General features: G+C 58.7%; 13 protein-coding genes and 4 pseudogenes. 9 read left to right on the forward strand and 8 right to left on the reverse strand.

What is annotated here, in order from left to right; translation table 11 throughout:
• Nucleotides 1-24: 24 nt before the first annotated feature.
• On the reverse strand, nucleotides 25-300 hold the full coding sequence (locus ACNJX9_RS30950; RefSeq protein ID WP_057747529.1) for a hypothetical protein: 276 nt from the start codon (nucleotides 298-300) through the stop codon (nucleotides 25-27).
• Nucleotides 301-801: 501 nt separating this feature from the next.
• On the opposite strand from ACNJX9_RS30950, the gene ACNJX9_RS30955 reads away from it, so the two are divergent.
• Nucleotides 802-1,068 (forward strand): hypothetical protein, encoded by a 267-nt coding sequence (locus ACNJX9_RS30955; RefSeq protein WP_057747528.1) that lies wholly within the window; start codon nucleotides 802-804, stop codon nucleotides 1,066-1,068.
• A 348-nt stretch (nucleotides 1,069-1,416) separates the two neighbouring features.
• Complete coding sequence (locus tag ACNJX9_RS30960) at nucleotides 1,417-2,379, forward strand: UDP-glucuronic acid decarboxylase family protein (protein WP_439405745.1); 963 nt, start codon at nucleotides 1,417-1,419, stop codon at nucleotides 2,377-2,379.
• Here the strand turns inward: ACNJX9_RS30960 and ACNJX9_RS30965 are convergent.
• From ACNJX9_RS30965 to ACNJX9_RS30985, 5 genes and pseudogenes are all read right to left on the reverse strand, one after another.
• Nucleotides 2,354-2,734, reverse strand: coding sequence for a hypothetical protein (locus ACNJX9_RS30965; RefSeq protein WP_439405746.1), 381 nt, complete (start codon nucleotides 2,732-2,734; stop codon nucleotides 2,354-2,356). The genes ACNJX9_RS30960 and ACNJX9_RS30965 overlap by 26 nt on opposite strands.
• A gap of 171 nt (nucleotides 2,735-2,905) precedes the next feature.
• Nucleotides 2,906-3,241, reverse strand: coding sequence for an H-NS histone family protein (locus tag ACNJX9_RS30970; protein WP_439405747.1), 336 nt, complete (start codon nucleotides 3,239-3,241; stop codon nucleotides 2,906-2,908).
• A 908-nt stretch (nucleotides 3,242-4,149) separates the two neighbouring features.
• A complete protein-coding gene (locus tag ACNJX9_RS30975) occupies nucleotides 4,150-4,350 on the reverse strand; it encodes a hypothetical protein (protein WP_220006295.1) in 201 nt (66 codons plus the stop codon).
• 628 nt (nucleotides 4,351-4,978) lie between these two features.
• Nucleotides 4,979-5,439: pseudogene (locus ACNJX9_RS30980) on the reverse strand (DUF4399 domain-containing protein).
• Between the two features lie 21 nt (nucleotides 5,440-5,460).
• Nucleotides 5,461-7,003 (reverse strand): annotated as a pseudogene (locus tag ACNJX9_RS30985) (SUMF1/EgtB/PvdO family nonheme iron enzyme).
• A 394-nt stretch (nucleotides 7,004-7,397) separates the two neighbouring features.
• Here ACNJX9_RS30985 and ACNJX9_RS30990 point away from each other — a divergent pair.
• Both ACNJX9_RS30990 and ACNJX9_RS30995 read left to right on the forward strand, forming a co-directional pair.
• Entirely contained in the window at nucleotides 7,398-7,580 is a 183-nt protein-coding gene (locus tag ACNJX9_RS30990; RefSeq protein ID WP_439405749.1) for a hypothetical protein, read from the forward strand.
• Between the two features lie 430 nt (nucleotides 7,581-8,010).
• A pseudogene (locus ACNJX9_RS30995) lies at nucleotides 8,011-8,310 on the forward strand (hypothetical protein); the annotation flags it as partial.
• Between the two features lie 1,069 nt (nucleotides 8,311-9,379).
• Here ACNJX9_RS30995 and ACNJX9_RS31000 read toward each other — a convergent pair.
• Nucleotides 9,380-9,697, reverse strand: a complete 318-nt coding sequence (locus ACNJX9_RS31000; RefSeq protein ID WP_057747554.1) for a hypothetical protein — start codon at nucleotides 9,695-9,697, stop codon at nucleotides 9,380-9,382.
• A gap of 1,518 nt (nucleotides 9,698-11,215) precedes the next feature.
• Between ACNJX9_RS31000 and ACNJX9_RS31005 the strand changes: the two genes are divergently transcribed.
• The 5 genes from ACNJX9_RS31005 to ACNJX9_RS31025 all read left to right on the forward strand — a co-directional run bounded on the left by ACNJX9_RS31005 (nucleotide 11,216) and on the right by ACNJX9_RS31025 (nucleotide 16,455).
• Nucleotides 11,216-12,937, forward strand: a complete 1,722-nt coding sequence (locus ACNJX9_RS31005) for a hypothetical protein (protein ID WP_439405751.1) — start codon at nucleotides 11,216-11,218, stop codon at nucleotides 12,935-12,937.
• Between the two features lie 58 nt (nucleotides 12,938-12,995).
• On the forward strand, nucleotides 12,996-14,027 hold the full coding sequence (locus ACNJX9_RS31010; RefSeq protein ID WP_439405752.1) for a TAXI family TRAP transporter solute-binding subunit: 1,032 nt from the start codon (nucleotides 12,996-12,998) through the stop codon (nucleotides 14,025-14,027).
• Nucleotides 14,024-14,653, forward strand: coding sequence for a hypothetical protein (locus tag ACNJX9_RS31015; protein ID WP_439405753.1), 630 nt, complete (start codon nucleotides 14,024-14,026; stop codon nucleotides 14,651-14,653). The genes ACNJX9_RS31010 and ACNJX9_RS31015 overlap by 4 nt, the downstream gene beginning before the upstream one ends.
• A gap of 41 nt (nucleotides 14,654-14,694) precedes the next feature.
• A complete protein-coding gene (locus ACNJX9_RS31020) occupies nucleotides 14,695-15,294 on the forward strand; it encodes a DsrE family protein (protein ID WP_220006271.1) in 600 nt (199 codons plus the stop codon).
• Nucleotides 15,295-16,149: 855 nt separating this feature from the next.
• Entirely contained in the window at nucleotides 16,150-16,455 is a 306-nt protein-coding gene (locus ACNJX9_RS31025) for a hypothetical protein (protein WP_439405756.1), read from the forward strand.
• Nucleotides 16,456-16,504: 49 nt separating this feature from the next.
• Here ACNJX9_RS31025 and ACNJX9_RS31030 read toward each other — a convergent pair.
• Nucleotides 16,505-17,841, reverse strand: a pseudogene (locus ACNJX9_RS31030) (IS5 family transposase).
• Nucleotides 17,842-17,926 lie beyond the last annotated feature (85 nt).

The following is a 17,926-nucleotide window of genomic DNA, read 5'->3' on the forward strand; positions in this document are numbered from 1 at the left end:
ATCGAATGCGAACGAGTCGATGGACTAGTTGAGCATGTGAGGCGTCAGCCGAGTGCGGGTCTCGGCCATCCAATTGCTCCAGGCCTGCTCGTGTTTGACGTAGAGTTCGAGCCAACGCTCGTTATGCTTGTGCTGACGGATCCCAGGCTCACCGGCGAGCAAGTCAGCGCCCGGGCGGGCTTGCCCACTCTCGAGAGTCTCGAATTCGATTGTCTCGGAAATCGTCAGGCCGACCAGAACACGTTGGCCGGCACCGTCCTTGATGTAGCGCCGCGGAGCATCCTTCTTTGGCTCGCTCATGTCGTCGTCCCCTCTAAAGTGATACGATGCCCATCTACAGCATGACCGGACGAAGGCTAGAAAGCCCGTCGCGTATGTCCGAAAGTCGATGTCCGGGCAGGTCTTGCTGAAGGACGCGAGGCGGAGAGGAACAAGTTTGCCACCTTCCGTCGGACACGCCAGGCGCGCAATGCGTATCCCAAGGCGAGCCCGGAGCAGAAGAACGATGCGGAGACAGAGGCAGAAACCATTGAACGCGTCCTGAGGAATCTGACAGTCATCAAGAGTGAGTAGTGTGTCGACATCATGATTCCTGGCGCCGAAAGATTGATCACGTGAGATCTTTGGTGTGCAGCGTCGGACTCGATCTTCACCGCACACCTGTCCGGCCGATCACGACTGCGCACGGACTCCATGCCCCGAAAACGATTGTCCGCGGCATTTGGTGCGACCGGACGCCCTTGCAACCTTTCGGAACCCGTAGCATTATTGCCCGTCTCATTTTAATAGGGATTCCATGCAATGAGCCTCCGTGCCCTTGTTCCGTCGATTGCCCTTTCCGTACTGGGCATCGCCATGACAACAACCATGGCTCCGGCCGCAGAACTGGCGCTTGCCCCATCGCACCATCGCGCGGCCTACGTCCAGACCGGCTATGTGTTTTGGGACGACGTCTATCCCCCCGCGGTCTATGGCCCGCAGCTTCGTCCCGTCGAAGAGGTCCAGGCCATGAAGGCACAGGCCCAGCCGATCCCTCGTCGTGGTTGGTGGCCATTTTGGTTTCGGTAAGCACCGGAGTGATTAGCTAAGCCAAGTCACGCTCGAACAACGACCGCCGCTACATCGGGGCAACCGAGCAGCGGCGGTTTGCGTTGCAAGCTCGAGCTTTTTCGCTGATGGGACTGCCGCGGAGCGCTTTTCAACTGCGTAAGTTGGGCTATGCGTACGCATGCGGGGAAGGCCCCGGCTAGACTAGACGCGCATCGCCGCGCGCCTCGGCTGGTAAAAATACGAAAACAACCGCATGCATAGTAGAGTAATTAATTAGCTCGACCCAAGCCACTTGGCTGTTGGCGAGTCCGGCTGTTGCCGATACCACTCAGCCCGCCCCGCCGCGCGGACAATCTGGAACCGATCATGCCGTTTGAAAGCTACAAGAACAGCCGCATCCTCGTAACCGGAGGCGCCGGCTTCATCGGATCGCACATCTGCGAGCGACTGCTCGATGCCGGCGCCGAGGTAGTTTCTGCGGACAATTATTTCACCGGCAGCCGGCGCAACATTGCCCATTTGATCGCAAATCCCCTATTCGAGGCGGTCAGGCACGACGTCACCTTCCCGCTCTACATCGAGGTCGACGCGATCTTCAACCTAGCCTGCCCGGCCTCGCCGATCCACTACCAGCGCGACCCCGTGCAGACTACCAAGACCTCGGTGCACGGCGCCATCAACATGCTCGGCCTCGCCAAGCGGCTGAAGGCGCGTATCTTCCAAGCCTCGACCAGCGAGGTCTACGGCGATCCGCTGATCCATCCCCAGGCGGAAGATTACTGGGGCAACGTCAATCCGATCGGCATCCGTTCCTGCTACGACGAGGGCAAGCGCTGTGCGGAGACGTTGTTCTTTGACTATTGGCGCCAGCACGGCCTGCCGATCAAGGTCGCGCGCATCTTCAACACCTATGGTCCGCGTATGCAGCCCAATGACGGTCGCGTGGTATCGTCCTTCATCGTTCAGGCGCTGAAGGGCGAGCCGATCAGCGTGTTCGGCGACGGCGGACAGACCCGCTCGTTCTGCTATGTCGACGATCTCGTCGAGGCGATCATGCGGCTAATGGTGACGGGCGAAGACGTCACCGGCCCGATCAACCTCGGCAACAATTCCGAGTTCACCATCCGCGAGCTCGCCGAGAAGGTCATCGAGCTCACGGGATCGCGCTCAAGGCTGGAGTTCAACCCATTGCCTCAGGACGATCCGCGCCAGCGCCAGCCCGACCTCACCAAGGCCAAGGTCGCCCTGAACTGGGAGCCGAAGGTGGCGCTCGAGGACGGCCTGAAGGAGACCATCGCCTATTTCAAGCACTCGCTCGAGATGGTCTGAGCCCGCTCGCGCCTTCCATCTTCTCGTCCGCTGCTGGCATGCCGGACGTGAGCGTGCAGTCGGGCCGCTGTCTACTAATCTGAAATGCCTCTGCAATCGAACCCACGGCGCGCAGTAGCTCGAGCGAGATCCAAGCCACCACTAATCGACAATTTGACTCTCGCCGGCGCCGCGCTTCGAGTATCCGTTTGGCGTAGGCCGCAGCGTCTTCTCCGACGCCATAGACCCAGATGACGCCATCCTCGATCTCCACCTCGTTGGCCATGTCCCACAGCCAATCTTCATCTTCGCCGAGGTCTTTGGCGACCTTGGCGAGGGTGGTGACGTGATGGACCTTGTTGATGTGCGTGGTCATGCTGCTTGAGCGGAGAATGTTGATGCCGGCGTTACTGTCCTAACGGACAGTGATGGGCGCACCATCGGCAGTAATGAGGGACTCCGTTGATAGTGCTGATACGCGAGCAAGCAGCCCCTCGTGGCCCCGCTTGGCGCGAAGCGCGAGGATGACGAGCGAAGGCACGATGCCTTATCCGCTCCTGCGTCGGCCTTCGCCTGGACGGTCGATCAGGAAGTCCTCCAGCCTATTTCCAGCCGTAAGCTGTGCTTTGAGCCACAGAGGTGTCTTGCCACGGCCTGACCAACTTTGCACCAGATTATCTGGATTGTGATACTTGGCGAAAACTGGCGGGTACGAGCGGCGTTTTCGCACACCCCTCATCCTCTCGGCAGTGTCGAGTTTACAAAGGCGCAATTCTAATGCGGCTTTCTTGGTGACTATCTTTTCAGCCAGCATATCCGTGATTTCTTGATACAAAATCCACAGATCATCTGTGCACATGGATCCAAAGTCGTCACTTGTCATGACACCCCCAAAGCAAGACACCGTGTTTGCGCCGCAAGCGGCAATCTAATCTACTGCGGGTGACCGGCAAGAGTTGGGCGATATAATCCACATTATTATCATTATCGGACCTGGGTTTTCGCCGCCGAATACAGGCTGGTCCATCTGCCGCGTGGTTCAATCGTCAGCAATGGTCAGCCCGAGCGTCCTTGAACAGATCATCGAGCAGCGCAATTCAAATGGATGCAGGTCTTCGTTTTAAATATGATCTTGCCAGCACTCTCGTTTTGAATACAACCACCATATTGCTGCGGAGCTTCTGCGATGCCACTGCATTTCCGTGGCTCTGTCACGCACATGGACATATGGAGTGCAAGCACTCACGGCCTTTCTTTTGTAGTCAGCGTCGAGAGCATCGATGGTCCCAGTTTTTATGATCGCCCTGGCTATATGGCGCGTTGGAGGCCGCTTTACGAAAGCACCGGCGCCATCGAGCTCGATGCATCGCCATTCACGGCGTTTGCGGAGGCCGAGAAGGCCTTGGTCTGCTCAGACGTATAGAACGAGATGAGCAGAACTCGATGGCAGCACCTATGATCTCCAACCTCTCAGGTTCGCGATAGCCGTCAAGCCTCGACTGGCCGGACTGCTTTGGCGGCGCTCACAACCGGACTTGAGCGGGACCTGGCACGGGCACCCCGCTAGTTTAGGGTCCCCCTCCCCGCGCCGGAGCATCTCCAGCGGAAATTCCCGGGCCTGCGCGGTTGATGCTGCTACTCCGCTTCTACGAAGCGGTGACAGATGCGGGCGAACTCCGGCAAGTTCGCACCGAAGGATTCTCGAGCCGGGGAGACCACACCAACTGATGATTGGCCCAAAGCCCTTGGCATCATTCTCCGGGCTGCGCCAACGTTGCACCGCGGGCGGGGCTACCGCCACATAGTGGGAGCGTCACTCAGCGCTTTCCGGCCGACCTGCATCAGGCCATCGGCCGACGTTTCGCCTTTCGTCGCGGCCTCAAGAATTTTGGATGCCACATGCGCACGGGCACCGGTTTCGTGAGGCGAAACGCCATCACAGATTTCGTTCAGAACTGCACGTAGCAGGGCCGTGGTAGCGGCATCAAACATTGTGCCCCCCGGAGAATGAAAGATACAAGGATCGGATCGAGAGACGTATTCAAAGAAATTATTCGTCAGTTTAGCAAAACAATCCAAGGGTTCAATCGGATATATTTCAAGCCAGGGAATTTTGTGTATTTTTTTAAAGTAGCTAGACTAGACTGCCCTTTTTCATCCTCGGGATTTTTAGGGAAAGCTTAAGTTCTCGCGCCTTCGAGATGACGGCAGCTGGACTGCGTTCAAGCCTCAACGCAAGTTCTCGGGTGGGCAATTCTCGCGCTAGCGTCCTCAATAAGGCCAGATCTTGATAGCTCCACGGTCTCACGACGTGTCGTCGCATCGCTGTCTCCAACTCGGTTAATAAAAAAATCTACCGGCAAAAATTCGTTCGAGTACCGGATACAATGAAAATAGCGCGGTTTAGGCGATGTCGAAACAGGCGAACCGCCCGGAGCTGACAGGCTTCTGGAATTATTACGAACTGAGCGCGTTCGGTTTTAATTAATAAACCTGGCCGCATGCAACGGCAAGGCTCACGATCGGAGTTTGGCTCGCGGGGCTGCACGCTTTCTTTGGTCGTTCGTGGACAATTTGCGAGCCTGTATCGCGAGATTTTGGGCCACGAGCCAGGAGCCGCCTAGTGCAGACGACGCCAGCGACGCCGCTTGATAGCCTCCTCTCCGACCCGGACGGTGATTTTGTCCGATACGACCGGAGGATCGAATGGGTAGTGCTTGGCGTCGCCCAGAACGAGCTGGAGAGTGTGCCTTCCAGGCGGAAGTTCGAGATACGTTTCGGTCTGTCCGGCGCCGAAGTGCAAGTGAGATTTGTCTTGCGGGATTGGCTCCTTGGGATCGACCGGCTCGTCAACGTCCACCAAGAGATGGTGATGACCGCTGTTCGCGTAGTCGTCGCCCGCGTGTGTCACGCCCATGTTTCGCAGCCCGACCGGGCCCAAAAGCCGCTTTTGATTTTCTGGCCATCCACGGGTGAGATAAAGTACAGCTTCGCGTCATTCGGAGGCGATTTACCTTGCCCATGCGCCATTTCTGTCAGCAAGAGGGGCGCTACAAGGACAACCATACCCACAATCCTCATCCGGTACCTCCTTGCCAGTTCTCAGGAACCTAGGGCCACGCGCAGGCCGTGCGTAGGATATCTGACACCAGCGTCATAGCTGTCTCGGTTCGAGGGACGCACGTGTCTGGCATCGTTTTTCCAAGAGCCGGACCGAATGACGCGCGAAGCGCAGTCCCCTGTAATCCAGGGTGAGCCATCTGTCGGCGCGCCCTGATAGTTTTTATGCCAGCAGTCATCGGTCCATTGATCGACCGTCCCTCCCATATCGTACAGACCGAACCGATTTTGCGGATAGTTTCCCACCTTGACCGGAGCCGCGGACGAGGACGGTTCGCAGTCCTTGCACCCCGCCATCCCTGGCATCATCCGATCGCCCCACCAATACTTGGACTGAGTGCTGCGCGCGCCGCATATTCCCACTCCGCTTCACTCGGCAGCCGATATGGCTTGCCGGTCACCTTAGCCAGCCACGTCACATATTGTCGTGCATCCGTCCAACTCAGGTTGCCCGCTGGCGCCTCGTCGTCTCCGGCTGCGGCAACGGTGCACGCCTTGGCGGCGGCGCATTCATTCCATTCTCGAACGGTCACCGGGTATTTGCCAATTGAGAAGGGTCGCACCGTCACCTGATGGATCGGCCGTTCCGTCGGATCATCATTGCTGCCCATTGCAAACGCTCCACCGGGAATCGGGACCATCTCGGGCTCGCGCGGAGTAGGCTCATGAGACGCCTGCGGAACGGGTGTGCTCGACTTCGCCACGATGGTTGGCGCGTTGACGCCTGACGATGCCGGCGCCTCAGGGCTCTGCTGAGACTGAGTCAGACTGGGAGTTGTCGGCGTGAGTGGAGCGACGGGGGTCGAAGACGGCACCGAAACTTGCCGCCCCGCTCCACCCTTCGGCTGCTGGACCAGGTACCACAGCACACTGCTCGCCAAGACCAGACTTGTGACGCCCAGCAGCAAGATCAGGATCGTCTCGCGACGATTCCGCCGACCTGCAACCGCCTGTGCATCGGGGAGCACCCGATAGATCGTCACAGGATCGGTGATGTTCTTGACGCGCCGGTCTCCCAACGCTTCATAGCCGCAGACCAGCTTGTGTTTGATCTGCTCGTAGATTGCGCCGGAGATGAATACCTGCCCTGGTTCAGCAAGACCTTCGATGCGCGTGGCGATGTTGACGCCGTCGCCGTAAATGTCGTCCGGCTCGACGATGACGTCACCCAGGTTGACGCCAATCCGATACTCGATTCTTGAATGCTTCGGCAAAGGGACGTTGCGGCCAAGCAGGTTCTGCTGAATCACGATTGCGCAACGCACCGCTTCAACCGGACTGTCAAAAATCGCGATAAAGCCGTCTCCGGTCGTCTTAACGAGCCTCCCCTCGTGTTCGCTTATGCTCGGCTCAACCAAATCGCGCTGAATGCGTTTGACACGCTTGTGGGTCCCCTCCTCGTCCAACTGCATGAGATGGCTATAGAAGGCGATATCACCGACGATGATCGCTGCGAGGCGGCGCGGCGCGCTACTGTCCCACCTCCCTCCCGCTCTCCCGACCTGAAATTGCGTATCTCGGCCATCATTAAGCTCCTGGGCTGCGGACAATTCTTGGGTGGCCATGCAGCACATTTAAATGGGAGGTCCATGTCTATCATCGGACCCATTACCTGAATTCAATGTAGTGATCTCCTAGTGTATCCTCTGACCGTTGCAGGCTCTCGTGCTGCGAAAAGCGATCAATTGCTTAGATGGTTCCGCGGGGTCGAGCGGGCCTCTCGCCGATTGCCTCGTGCAACGAACTTTGGTCACCGGCCCTGCTCTTTTTCACGAACAGTAAGGACGATCGGTTGGCCTGCGGGAAAGCAGCCGCCGCTGTGAACGGCGTCACAACGGAATTGAAACGAGAGCGCTAAGGTGCGTCGTCGCACTTGCGCGAATATCCTGTAGGTGCGCGCTCCAACGATGGAGGCGACCATGCTCGTCGTATTTGACCTGCTCTATCGCGAATATTGCCGCGCGCGCCTTGCTGAAATGCAAAAACTGCTTTTGTTGGCCGGCGAAAGCGCCAAGCCTTCAAAAGAAGGTCATGGCGCGGCTGATCAGAGTCACGACGAGAAAGACTCCCTGCAACAACGCGGCTGGCACGCCGCCGATTGAGGCGGCCGACCGCGGCGCACCCTTGTTGCCGCAGCATTCGTCGCCGACAACAAGATCCGCATTTATTTCGGCCAATTCGCAGTCCAATCCTGACGAATTCCACCTTCCGGTTCGCACTGCGTGACTAAATTTGGTCAAATTGGCACTGGTCTTTATCTCCGGGGCAGGACCCATTAACCCCGGAGTCTTGCATGTTTAAGCAAATAGTTGTTGCGTCCCTGCTTGTTTCAATTGAGTCCATCTCCTCGCAAGCTCGCCCGTTCCGCACGAGCCGGCCGCGGAATGTAATGTGACAATGCCGTGCGATTTCTCCTATTCACTGCCAGGTGCGGCGCGATTGTCTCGATCTTACTATGGACTGCATGTTCTTGAGCGAAGGCCGTTTGCAAGATTGGCTATGTCTGCGGGCAGAGTAGACGTCCCAGTCGCTCGAATCGTTGGAGGTCGCCCTGCGGGCTGTCCTCAATCCTTCTGCGGCTGCGGTGCGGCTATGCGTGTCTTTGGCCGCATCGTGCCAGAACTGAATCTCGCAGCCAATTGGCTGCGCTTCCCACGGACGTCGCCAGCGCCCGGTATGGTGGCAGCGCGACACGGACACGTTTTCGTCTTGGAACAGCACATCGGTGGCGATATTTGGCTGGCGTATGATGCAAACTCGGGAGGCCACGCGACGAGGATTCACGCGCGTTCGCTGCGAGGCTACACAGTGGTCAATCCGCACGCAGCATGACGTACGCCGCTCCCGGATTTCGCTCGCCCTCACGCGCGACGAGCCTGCATGGCATTATGCGCCCGCAGAGCTTGAAGATGCGCGCGCGACTACATCGGAGCGGCTGACAGCCGTCGCGATCGGGATCCAAGGGGGGATCGCGCGACTACTGTCCGCGACCAGGTGTAGGCGCGCGAGACAAGGAGCACTGCCGAGCGCTGTTCGTTAGGCGGGTCGAACAAGTCATGCATCCAGCCTAAAATTCGACAATCCACTCGGTTTGAATATCGAATAGAGGGAGCTAACGAATCATTTCGTCAAAATCAGCAGATCAGACGAGCGCCGAAGCATGAAGCTGCCGCGGCGCTGCGTTCCGAATACTCAACCGATGGTGGTGCACGCCGTTTCGCATTGCCCTGATCGCGCAAGAAGTACGCCATCGGCCAAATGCTCCCAATACTCGGCCTCAGCGAGCAGCTTCCAACTTCGATCGGGATGATGAGCCGCAGTTTGTCGGCACAACTGTGCCATCGCGCGCAAGCGGCGTACGGTGTCCATCCACTCCTCCCTTGGTATTATTTTCTCGAAGTCTAATTCCATTTTTACGTCCAAGCCATTATGATTACATTTAATAACTATTTTATATAGGCAAAGGGTACTTTATTCTGATTTTCAGCGAGCATAGCAGTCGGCTGGAGAACGGCGCTTTAAGGGTCGCCAACGCGACCGCTCAAAGCAAATCTTCCCTCGGGATGGTCCGCCCACCGGAGAGAGTGACCCGGCGGGCATTCAGGACCTGGCATATTTTGGCGTCTCGCTGGTTGGGTCTGATCGGGGTAGCGGGCCAACACCCTCGCTAGCTTTCCTGAGCAGAGATTGCGGGGTGGTTCGGCTCGGGGCGTAGAAGAAACTCTGCATTGACGCGACAGTCGGCCTTGCGGATCATCGATGCGGCGAGGCCGAGGCCTGCGATCAGTCGGTCCCGGGCCGCTGTTGGCGGCGGGCCACCTTCGGCGCAAGGAGGCGAGTTCGACTCGCATATGATGGCGCATCACCCCACACAGAGAGTGTTTACGAAAGCGATTCCGCCTCAATGTCTCGCCGCTCTCTCCAAGAATTCCAGCAGCGCCGGAGTCACTTCGTCGATCTCGACAAAGCGGCGACGCAGCTCATCTGCGATGTCCGTGGTGACATCACGGGACCATCCTTCCGCCGTGTTGAACGCCACGATGCGGCTGGGATGCTCGTACTGACCATCGATCAAACGCCGCACCAGTGTCGCGCGGGAGGTGTCCTCTTCGGCCGTCTCGCACCAAGCTCTCCCAAGTCGGCTCCCGAAATCCTCAAGCACAAGATAGACGTCCTGATCTGCCGCCACGAGAGGCACTATGGATGGGGAGCGGGTCATGCCAGAACCTCTAAAGGACTTCGATAACTGCATCATTTCGACTGTTGCGCTATTTACTCATGCGGTCGTTTTATAATCAAGTTTAAACCGGCATTAATTGTGGACATGATTTTAATTTGAGGTAGGATTGGTGGTCGCTGGCGCCGGATGGACGCGCCAAGGACCTGCGAGAAACGGCCCCGGCATCCTCCTGCCCCCCTGCTTACGCCCCCAAGGGTGCCGGGCCGTTTCCTTGCCGCTCGGTGCTTCGGTGCGGGAGCGGCTATCGGCGCGATTGAGCGCGGCTGAGCACAATCGGTTCGGTGAGGATTATTTCTGTCTCAAGGTCCTTTGCGCCGACACAGTCGATCAGGACAGAGCTTGCGAAGGACTGCTTCGAACATCTGGAGTTCGAGGGCATCGGCGGATCTGGGATGGCTTTGTCGCAGCAACCGTTGGCTCAGCAGGCGCCGGTCTTGCCAACTGTCGGCTCTCGAGCGCTCTCGTTTCCCCCGTTGCCGCGTTGTGGCGTTTGCCGAGCGGGTCAAGGCGCCGCTGCTTTTACGAGGATTTGCCAGGACCACCGGTCCGGCCAGCACTGTTTGTGATTTCAGAAGCATCTTGGGAGTCGCGCTATGCCCAGAATTGGAAGCCCTGCTGTGGTGCTCAGCTCTCGCGACTTGGTTGATGCTTCTCTTCGTCGTCATGGAGAAGCGAATGAAATCGCTTACAAGGACCGTTAGTCGCATGGTCGCTGAAGTATTCAGGATCAAGACCAACTAGTTCGCCTTACGCTGGGCCCTTGCAGAAAAGACCAACAACGCTTCCATGCGCAACATCATCCGCTTGCTGGCGAGCGGACTGGTAACGCAGCTTCAAGGCACCCGCTCAGCACTGAGGATGGGAAGGGCTTGGAAAGGAAGCCGACGGCCCCTGTCGCAGCGCGCGTGGGAACAGCAGCGCTGCAAAAGCTTGAACCGCAGCTCTTTTCAGAACCAGAGCTACCAGTTTCGCTCGGAACCGCGGACGCGCCTGGTTCCGTCCGATCCGATTGTGCACGCCCCAGAACGCGACCCGCAAGAGGGGTTCACTCCAATTCCCATCATCAGTAGGATCCTATCCAGCATGACGCATCAAGCTCCGGCCGCGACGCATGGGACTCTTCGCAGGAGAGAACGCGGCCGGACAATAGCCATTCCGTAGGTTTAGTCCCGCAGCATTGCGTGTATTTGCGTGAAATGAGTGGACACCTGCATTGGGCCAAGAGAGGCGGGCCGTGTCATTCCAGCGGCTGCTCATACGATAGACGCGCCTCGCTACCACGGCGCATCGGTTCGCGGGATGCCCGACTCGAGCTTGCTTTTAATTAAATATTGCTTTAATTCTATATGGATATAATAATTAAATTTGGAATGGGTTTTTACGGCTGCAGGTTCGAAAGGCCTTGAACGCGCCAGCCGCGCCTCTTCTGGCTCGGGCATTGTGGCCCAGCCCCATCCAGCCGGAGCCATTTTCACGGCTTGGATACGAGGCTGCACATTGGAGTGGAAAGCCATTGAACGACAGATCGATGAATTATCCATACTGCACACACTTCCGATGGAGCTTCATTGGCATGAGGCGACCCATTTCACGGGCTTATCCCACGCAATCCAGGAACTGCCCTGCTGTCCCGATGGTCCTCAGATGTTTCGCTCAAGTCCTTTAGCAATAACGCTTCTGCTGCCAGCGCTGGTCGTCCCTGCTTCTTACGTGGTTGCCGACGACCAGCCAATTCCGCCGGCGGAGCCGAAATCACAACAAGAGTGCACCACCTATCAGCGGCAGCAGATCGACTACGCCCATGCAGCAGCGCAGAAGAGCCGGGAGTGCTCCGAAAAATATCGAACAGCTAAGAGCGACGACATCGTGCTTTACCAGTCCTCGTGCGGAGGCAACATATTGAGCGCCTTCAAATCTTGTAGGGCACTCTCCGATGAGGCTTGGTGTGCTCTTGCAGGCGTGAGCGAAAAGGTAAGCGCATGTCTTGCAAAGGCCGGTGCGGCAGAACAGAAGCGCCTGACAGAGGTGCTCGGTCAGAGTGAGAAACAGAAAAAGGTTGAGACCGAAAAGGTCCCAAGAAGAAATGATGCGGCGCGAGACAGCGGCTCTGGCACCTCCGATTCCGCACCACAAGAACAGGAGCATGTCGGGACACTGGAACGGCATTTGACAACGGGCAGCGGCAACGCCGAGAGGCAGACGGCATCATCCGCAAAGGGGATAGACGACGCCAGCGGAGCCAAGCAGGTCATGGTCGACACCACTGCGGAGCTTCGCAAAGTCGTGCAACACGAACAAGAGCGCGCAAGCCGCTTGGAGGCAGCCTTGGCAGCGGCCCGGCGTGAGGTGGAAGCTCAAACGGCACTGGCAACCAAAGCGATCGATGAAGCAAACCGGATGAAGCAGACAGCGGAGCAGAGCTCTGCGGAGCTCAAGCTGACGTTGGAGAAAGAGCACGAGCGGGCCGAGGCATTCGAGAACGATCTGTCGATGGCGCACGCCACAATCTACGCGTATGAGGCTCAGGCCCGCAGGGCCGCTGATCGGGCGGCTACCCCCCAGGAGGCGTCAGAGACCGGCGCCGCGGAGTTGCGGAGGTCCTTGCAACAAGAGCAAGAACGCGGAGAGCGGCTGGCGCATGATCTCGAGGCGGCCCGGCTGGAAATTGACTTGCAGGCCGCCCAGTCGAGCGCCGAAGCTACTCGGCTGAAGCAGGTTGTCGCGGACACGTCGGCGGTCTCCTTGAGATTGCTTCAGCAGGAGCGCGAAAAGACCGCACAGCTGGAACGGGAGCTTGCATCGCAGCGGAACGCTGCATCCGGGGATACCACGAAGCGTCGGGGCGTGCAGGACAAACGGCCCGAGGCTGACGCGATCAGGCCTGTTGCGACGTCCCAGACAACCCTAGCCGCCACGCGAACGAACGCCAGGCCTGATTCGGGGATTGCTGCAGAGGTGGCAAGACTCGTAGCCCGAGCAAGTGTCTTGCTTGGTCAGGGTGATATCGCCTCGGCGCGCGCGGTGCTCGAGCGTGCCGCCGAGATCGGGGATGCGCATGCAAGCTTCGCACTTGCGGAGACCTATGACCCGATCGTCCTTCGCAAATGGGGCGCGTATGGGACGGTCGGCGATGCGGCGAAAGCGCGCGATCTCTACGCAAGAGCACGGGCCGGCGGCATCAAGGAAGCAGAAGAGCGGCTCGACTCGTCGCGGCGCTGACCCGCGATTGAGGAGAGGCGGCGCAGACAGAAATTTGATCCATCGGAGGGCCTGGCAAATGAACTCTTCTTTCGGTCGATGGACGCTGTTTGCTTTCGCTGCCTCGATTTCGCTATTGCTGACCTTACGGCCGGCTTGGGTTGAGGCGCGTACCAAAACTTTCAAGGCTCAGGGCGTTAGCGTACATCAAGCGCCTAAGCCGCAAGATACGATGAACGCCTGGACGATCGGTCTTGCTGGGGGCCTCATCGAAGGCGCCCCCATCCGACTCGCCGCCGAGATGGCCCGCGTCGTCGATGACGGAGACAATCTCCACGTCCTGCCGATCGTGACGCGGGGGCCGACCGAGAACGTCAATTCATTGCTCTACCTTCGCGGTGTTGACGCTGCGATCATCAATTCCGACGTACTCGAAGAGTACAGGAGCCAGGTGCCCGACATCCAGCGCAGGCTAGCCTACGTTCTCAACCTATTTCCATCCGAGCTACACATCTTCGTGCGACCGGAGGTTTCCAGGCTGAGCGATCTGGTCGGCAAGAAGGTGAATTTCAATACCCAGGGCACCGCCGCGGCCTATTCGGGACCGCTGATCTTCAGTCGTCTTGGCCTCGACGTTGAGCAGACATTCATTCCACATCAGGTTGCACTGGAGCAGATGCGCAAGGGCGATATCGCCGCAGTTGTATTCATCACATCGAAGCCGGTCGACGCGTTCGTGCGCGGTCACTGGGATCCAGGATTCAAGTTCCTTCCCGTCATCTATGATGGCAAGCTGGAGGATTATTATGTTCCTGCCTTTCTCGACGCGAGCGATTATCCCAGCCTGATCAAGCCGGGCGAGCGCGTGCCGACGATCGCAGTGCCGACGGCGCTGGTCGCCTTCAATTGGGCTCCGAAGTCGAACCGCTTCGGGCGCGTCGCGCGCTTTGTCGATCGACTGTTCTCGCGGATTGAGAGCTTGCAGGTGGCGGGTTTCGATCCGAAGTGGAAATCGATCAATCTTGCGGCGACGGTTCCTGGGCTTTCACGTTTCCCCGCCGCACAAGCATGGCTGGACGCCCATCCACCCGCGACACAGGCATCGCAATGAAACGGGCCGTCGCATTCGACTCAGCCGTTCTCGTGTTTGTGAGCGGCGTAGCCTTAGCGCAGGGGGAGGACCATCCGACAGCACAGCTTCGCGCCTGCTCCGGGATGGCAGGCGCGCAGCGGCTGAAATGCCTTGACGAACTCTCCCAGGCCATCACGTCTGCTGTTCCTCTGGGGCGCAACGAGGATGGCTGGGTTGTCGGCCAAACGAGATCACCGGTCGATTTCTCACCGATCGCCACCGCGACGATATCATCGCGCCAAGATGTAGGCAGTGCGACGCGGCTCTCGATCCGATGCCGCGCTGGACGCACGGAACTCGTGGTCGCAGGATCTGATGTTTCGGGTCGCGGTGAGGACTACGCCATTTCCTATCGGGTTAATGGCGGCCAGGTCATACAGCTCCCTGCGGCTACTCCAGCATTTGGAGGCGGTGTCGCGTTCAAGACTGATGCAGCGGCCTTGATACAATCGCTTCCCAGCCAGGGTCAGCTTGACGTGCAACTTTCCCGGTCGACACAAGCATTTCTAGACGCCTCTTTCCTTTTGACCGGACTGGACAGGGTGCGCGCCAAGATCGCCGCTACATGCAAATGGCCGCAAGCGATCGCGAAGCCCAACAACTAGTGCGCGATAGAAGACTGTCTTTTCAGATAGGAGATTGGAACATGAGCAAGTTTCGATACATGCTAAGAATAGCCATCGTCTGCATCGCAGCACTCCTGCTTGGCGCGTCGTTCTCTGCAGGGCAAGAGTACGCCCGTCCGTGGCCGGCGCCAAAGCCAGCAGTTGCGGAAGGGACGCGCACCACAAGCACGCGTGCGACGTCGCCCGCGAGTGCGCGGACGCGCCATCAGGCGGCGTCTCCCCGGACGGATCGCCACGCCATGGCAAATAGCAAGCAGCACCATCTGGTCCTCCAGGTGAATACAAATGATCCCGCAGCAATGAACCTCACGCTCAACAATGCAATGAACGTCACGCAATATTACAAAGACACCGGCGACAAGGTGAAAATCGAAGTGATCGCGTTCGGTCCCGGGCTGCACATGTTCCGCGAAGACACCTCGCCAGTGAAAGCGCGGATCGAAACGATGGCGCTCAGCACGCCGGAGGTCTCGTTCAAGGCCTGCGGCAACACCCAAGAGAACATGCGGAAGGCTGAGAACAAGGACATCCCGATTATCCCCCAGGCTGAAGTGGTCAAGTCCGGCGTCGTGCGGGTGATGGAGTTGGAAGAGCAGGGCTGGACCTATGTTAAGCCATAGGCGGGAGCATTCATCGTAGCGCTGCTTCTCGGTAAAGCGAGCCGGAAGAACATCGCTCAGTCTGTGACGTGCCGCCTCGCGCGCGATGCGATACGCCCCGAACGCGCATGCCGCATCGAAACCTGCTTGTGCTTTGAGTAGGGCGGCGACTGAAAAACAATTCTCGGTTTGTCCACGGTGCCTCTCGGCGGCACTTGAGGAAGACAAAGCCGCAGCGCACCATGAACATCGGCATCTGGCCCCTTAGGCCACCCCGTTGATCTCGCCAAGGGACGGCACTCGGCCGCGTCAATCGATGCACCCTATTCGGCCAAGAGACCACAATTTACAGCTTCTTAGCTCGGCGGCTCGTGCAGCCGGCATTTAAATACCGCCTCGGTCGTAAATCGCTAAGACTTGTCGCGATCGACGGATTATTCTTAATATAGAGAGCTTGGGCGGTGTTAAATTTTCGGGGCCAAATATGACTTTCTCGCCAGAGGATCGTGGTTACATTCGGCTGCTGCAACTTGGACCTTTTAACAAGCGCGTCCGCGGCGGCTGGCGGTTCGGGACCAAGCGGATCAGCGACGCGGTAGTTGATCGGCTCGTCGCAAGGGGCGTCGCAAGCCGCGAAGGTGATCGGGTAGAGCTGACCGGCTCTGAAGCTGCTGAGTGAGTTGCGAGGGCACGTTAGGATCCGCACGCAACGCTAGTGCACCCGGTCCGCGGTATCTTTTCTCCGATGCCTGTCGCTCGGCTTCGGAACGCTCGACCGCGTGAATCGGACTGCAATTTTCTCGTCGCCCTCCCATTTCAAATCATGTATTGTTTGATTTGATTTTCGAATTATCGATCGGGGCGGAGAGAATACTCATGGCCCAGCGAGCAACATTTCGCGCCGATTTCCGTGACTTTATTGCGCTATATTTGTTGGCTGTAGACCACAACGAAAACCATTACGACGCATCTCGACTGCACAAGCTTTTTGTGCCCACTCGAAGCACTTGCGAAGACCTCCTCGATCCCGCATCAGATCCCGCCGGGGTGTATGATCCAATAAGTGGCGGCCGCGCGTTTGGCCCAAGCGGTCAGGCGGTCGATCGCGCGGCGAAGTATGACCACGCAAGCGCCTTTCTTCATGCAGTGCTCAAAGGGGTTGGACCAAAAACAGCACCGTAGACTACCGTTTCGTGGGCGGGCCCATCCGACGGAGCTAAGCAGTCGTCCGTTAAGAAGCCGATTTGAGCGCTGGGCGACGACTGATGGCTGCTATGAGTACGGTCAGGATGAGGCACGAGAGAGCCCTCAGCCAGGCGAGGATGCGGCGGAAGTTGTGGCCGACGGCTGAAAGGATGACGTTGGCGGCATCGCCGGCGCGGCCTTTTGGCCGAGGTGACCATCGGTCTTCAAATGTCCGATGATGGGTTCGATAGCGGATCGGCGTCGCAGCTCGCGTTTGATGGCTCCGAAGACACCGCGTTTCTGGCCGGAGATGAAGACGCGACGGGGATTTTGTACGTCGTGGCCGCGGTATCCCTTGCCGACATAGGCCCGCTCGATCGGACAGCCGGTGAGTGTCTCGGCGCGGTCGATGACGTCCCGCAAGGTGTGACCGTCGTACGGGTTATCGGGGAGCGCCCTGGCGTGGAGCACGAACAGGCCACCTGGAGCGCGGCGGTTGTTGGTGACGATGGAGGCTTTGACACCGAACTCGTAAGGCGCGGCGGCCTTGCCTTTGCCGATGCACTCCACCTCCGGGGCGTGGAAGGAATAGAGCTTCCAGCCGCGCTGGCGCTGCTGCTGCGAGCGGATCTGCGAGGCCCGGCTGAGCGGAAGGGCGAACGCGTTCTCGAGCACGGCCTGACCGTCGATCTTGCGGCGGATATCGCGAATGATCCGGCCCAGCCTCGAGCGCAGGATCCGCAACTGCCGCTGATGCCGCCTGAATTGCTTGGCATGGGCGTAGCGTCCCGCCATCATCGCGGCGGTCTTGGCAATGCGAAGGTAGGACTGCCGCAGCTTGACCTGGTGCTTCCTCGCCAGGCGGTTGAGCCCCTTGATCGCCGCGTGCAGCAGCTTGGCATCGGTCGGGAAGGTGATGGCCTTCGGCTGCACGGTGGTATCGACCGTGACCCGCTCGAGGTCCTGGCTGCGTAGCGCGCCGGCCTCGTGCGCCACCCGCAAGCTCTCGGCCAGCAACAGCTCCAGCTTGTCGCCAAGCCGCTTGCGCCAGTGGCTCAGATCCGAGCGCTCGTGCGGGAACGCGTGCTGGAAGAACTCTTCGCCGGTGAAATACTGGAAATACGGGTCGTGGACCCAGCGCTCGCACACCCCCTCATCGGACAGGCCGTAAATCTGCTTGAGCAGCAGCAGCCCGATCATGAAGCGGGTTGCGATCCCGGGCCGGCCGTTCTCGCTATAGAGCGGCGCGATCTCGCCGTCGATCCAGTCCCAATCGACCTTGCCGGCGAGCTGAACCAGCTCGTGCTTCATATTGATGATCTGGTCCAGCCTGGCCCGGAACAGATCGCCCGATCCCGTCGTCCTGTGCTTCTTCGGTCGCATCGCCACCTCCGATGCGACGACAGAATCATGCCTGGCGATTCGAAAGAATCCTGAAAATGAAATTGCAGGGTTCCGATGCCCGAAA

The organism is Bradyrhizobium sp. BLXBL-03 (genome assembly GCF_051853015.1).
Classification (GTDB): domain Bacteria; phylum Pseudomonadota; class Alphaproteobacteria; order Rhizobiales; family Xanthobacteraceae; genus Bradyrhizobium; species Bradyrhizobium manausense.

Excerpts from the sequence above, each read along its gene's own strand:
- ACNJX9_RS30950 (WP_057747529.1), bottom strand. The coding sequence starts at position 300 with ATGAGCGAGCCAAAGAAGGATGCTCCGCGGCGCTACATCAAGGACGGT.
- ACNJX9_RS30955 (WP_057747528.1), top strand. The coding sequence starts at position 802 with ATGAGCCTCCGTGCCCTTGTTCCGTCGATTGCCCTTTCCGTACTGGGC.
- ACNJX9_RS30960 (WP_439405745.1), top strand. The coding sequence starts at position 1,417 with ATGCCGTTTGAAAGCTACAAGAACAGCCGCATCCTCGTAACCGGAGGC.
- ACNJX9_RS30965 (WP_439405746.1), bottom strand. The coding sequence starts at position 2,734 with ATGACCACGCACATCAACAAGGTCCATCACGTCACCACCCTCGCCAAG.
- ACNJX9_RS30970 (WP_439405747.1), bottom strand. The coding sequence starts at position 3,241 with ATGACAAGTGACGACTTTGGATCCATGTGCACAGATGATCTGTGGATT.
- ACNJX9_RS30975 (WP_220006295.1), bottom strand. The coding sequence starts at position 4,350 with ATGTTTGATGCCGCTACCACGGCCCTGCTACGTGCAGTTCTGAACGAA.
- ACNJX9_RS30990 (WP_439405749.1), top strand. The coding sequence starts at position 7,398 with ATGCTCGTCGTATTTGACCTGCTCTATCGCGAATATTGCCGCGCGCGC.
- ACNJX9_RS31000 (WP_057747554.1), bottom strand. The coding sequence starts at position 9,697 with ATGACCCGCTCCCCATCCATAGTGCCTCTCGTGGCGGCAGATCAGGAC.
- ACNJX9_RS31010 (WP_439405752.1), top strand. The coding sequence starts at position 12,996 with ATGAACTCTTCTTTCGGTCGATGGACGCTGTTTGCTTTCGCTGCCTCG.
- ACNJX9_RS31015 (WP_439405753.1), top strand. The coding sequence starts at position 14,024 with ATGAAACGGGCCGTCGCATTCGACTCAGCCGTTCTCGTGTTTGTGAGC.
- ACNJX9_RS31020 (WP_220006271.1), top strand. The coding sequence starts at position 14,695 with ATGAGCAAGTTTCGATACATGCTAAGAATAGCCATCGTCTGCATCGCA.
- ACNJX9_RS31025 (WP_439405756.1), top strand. The coding sequence starts at position 16,150 with ATGGCCCAGCGAGCAACATTTCGCGCCGATTTCCGTGACTTTATTGCG.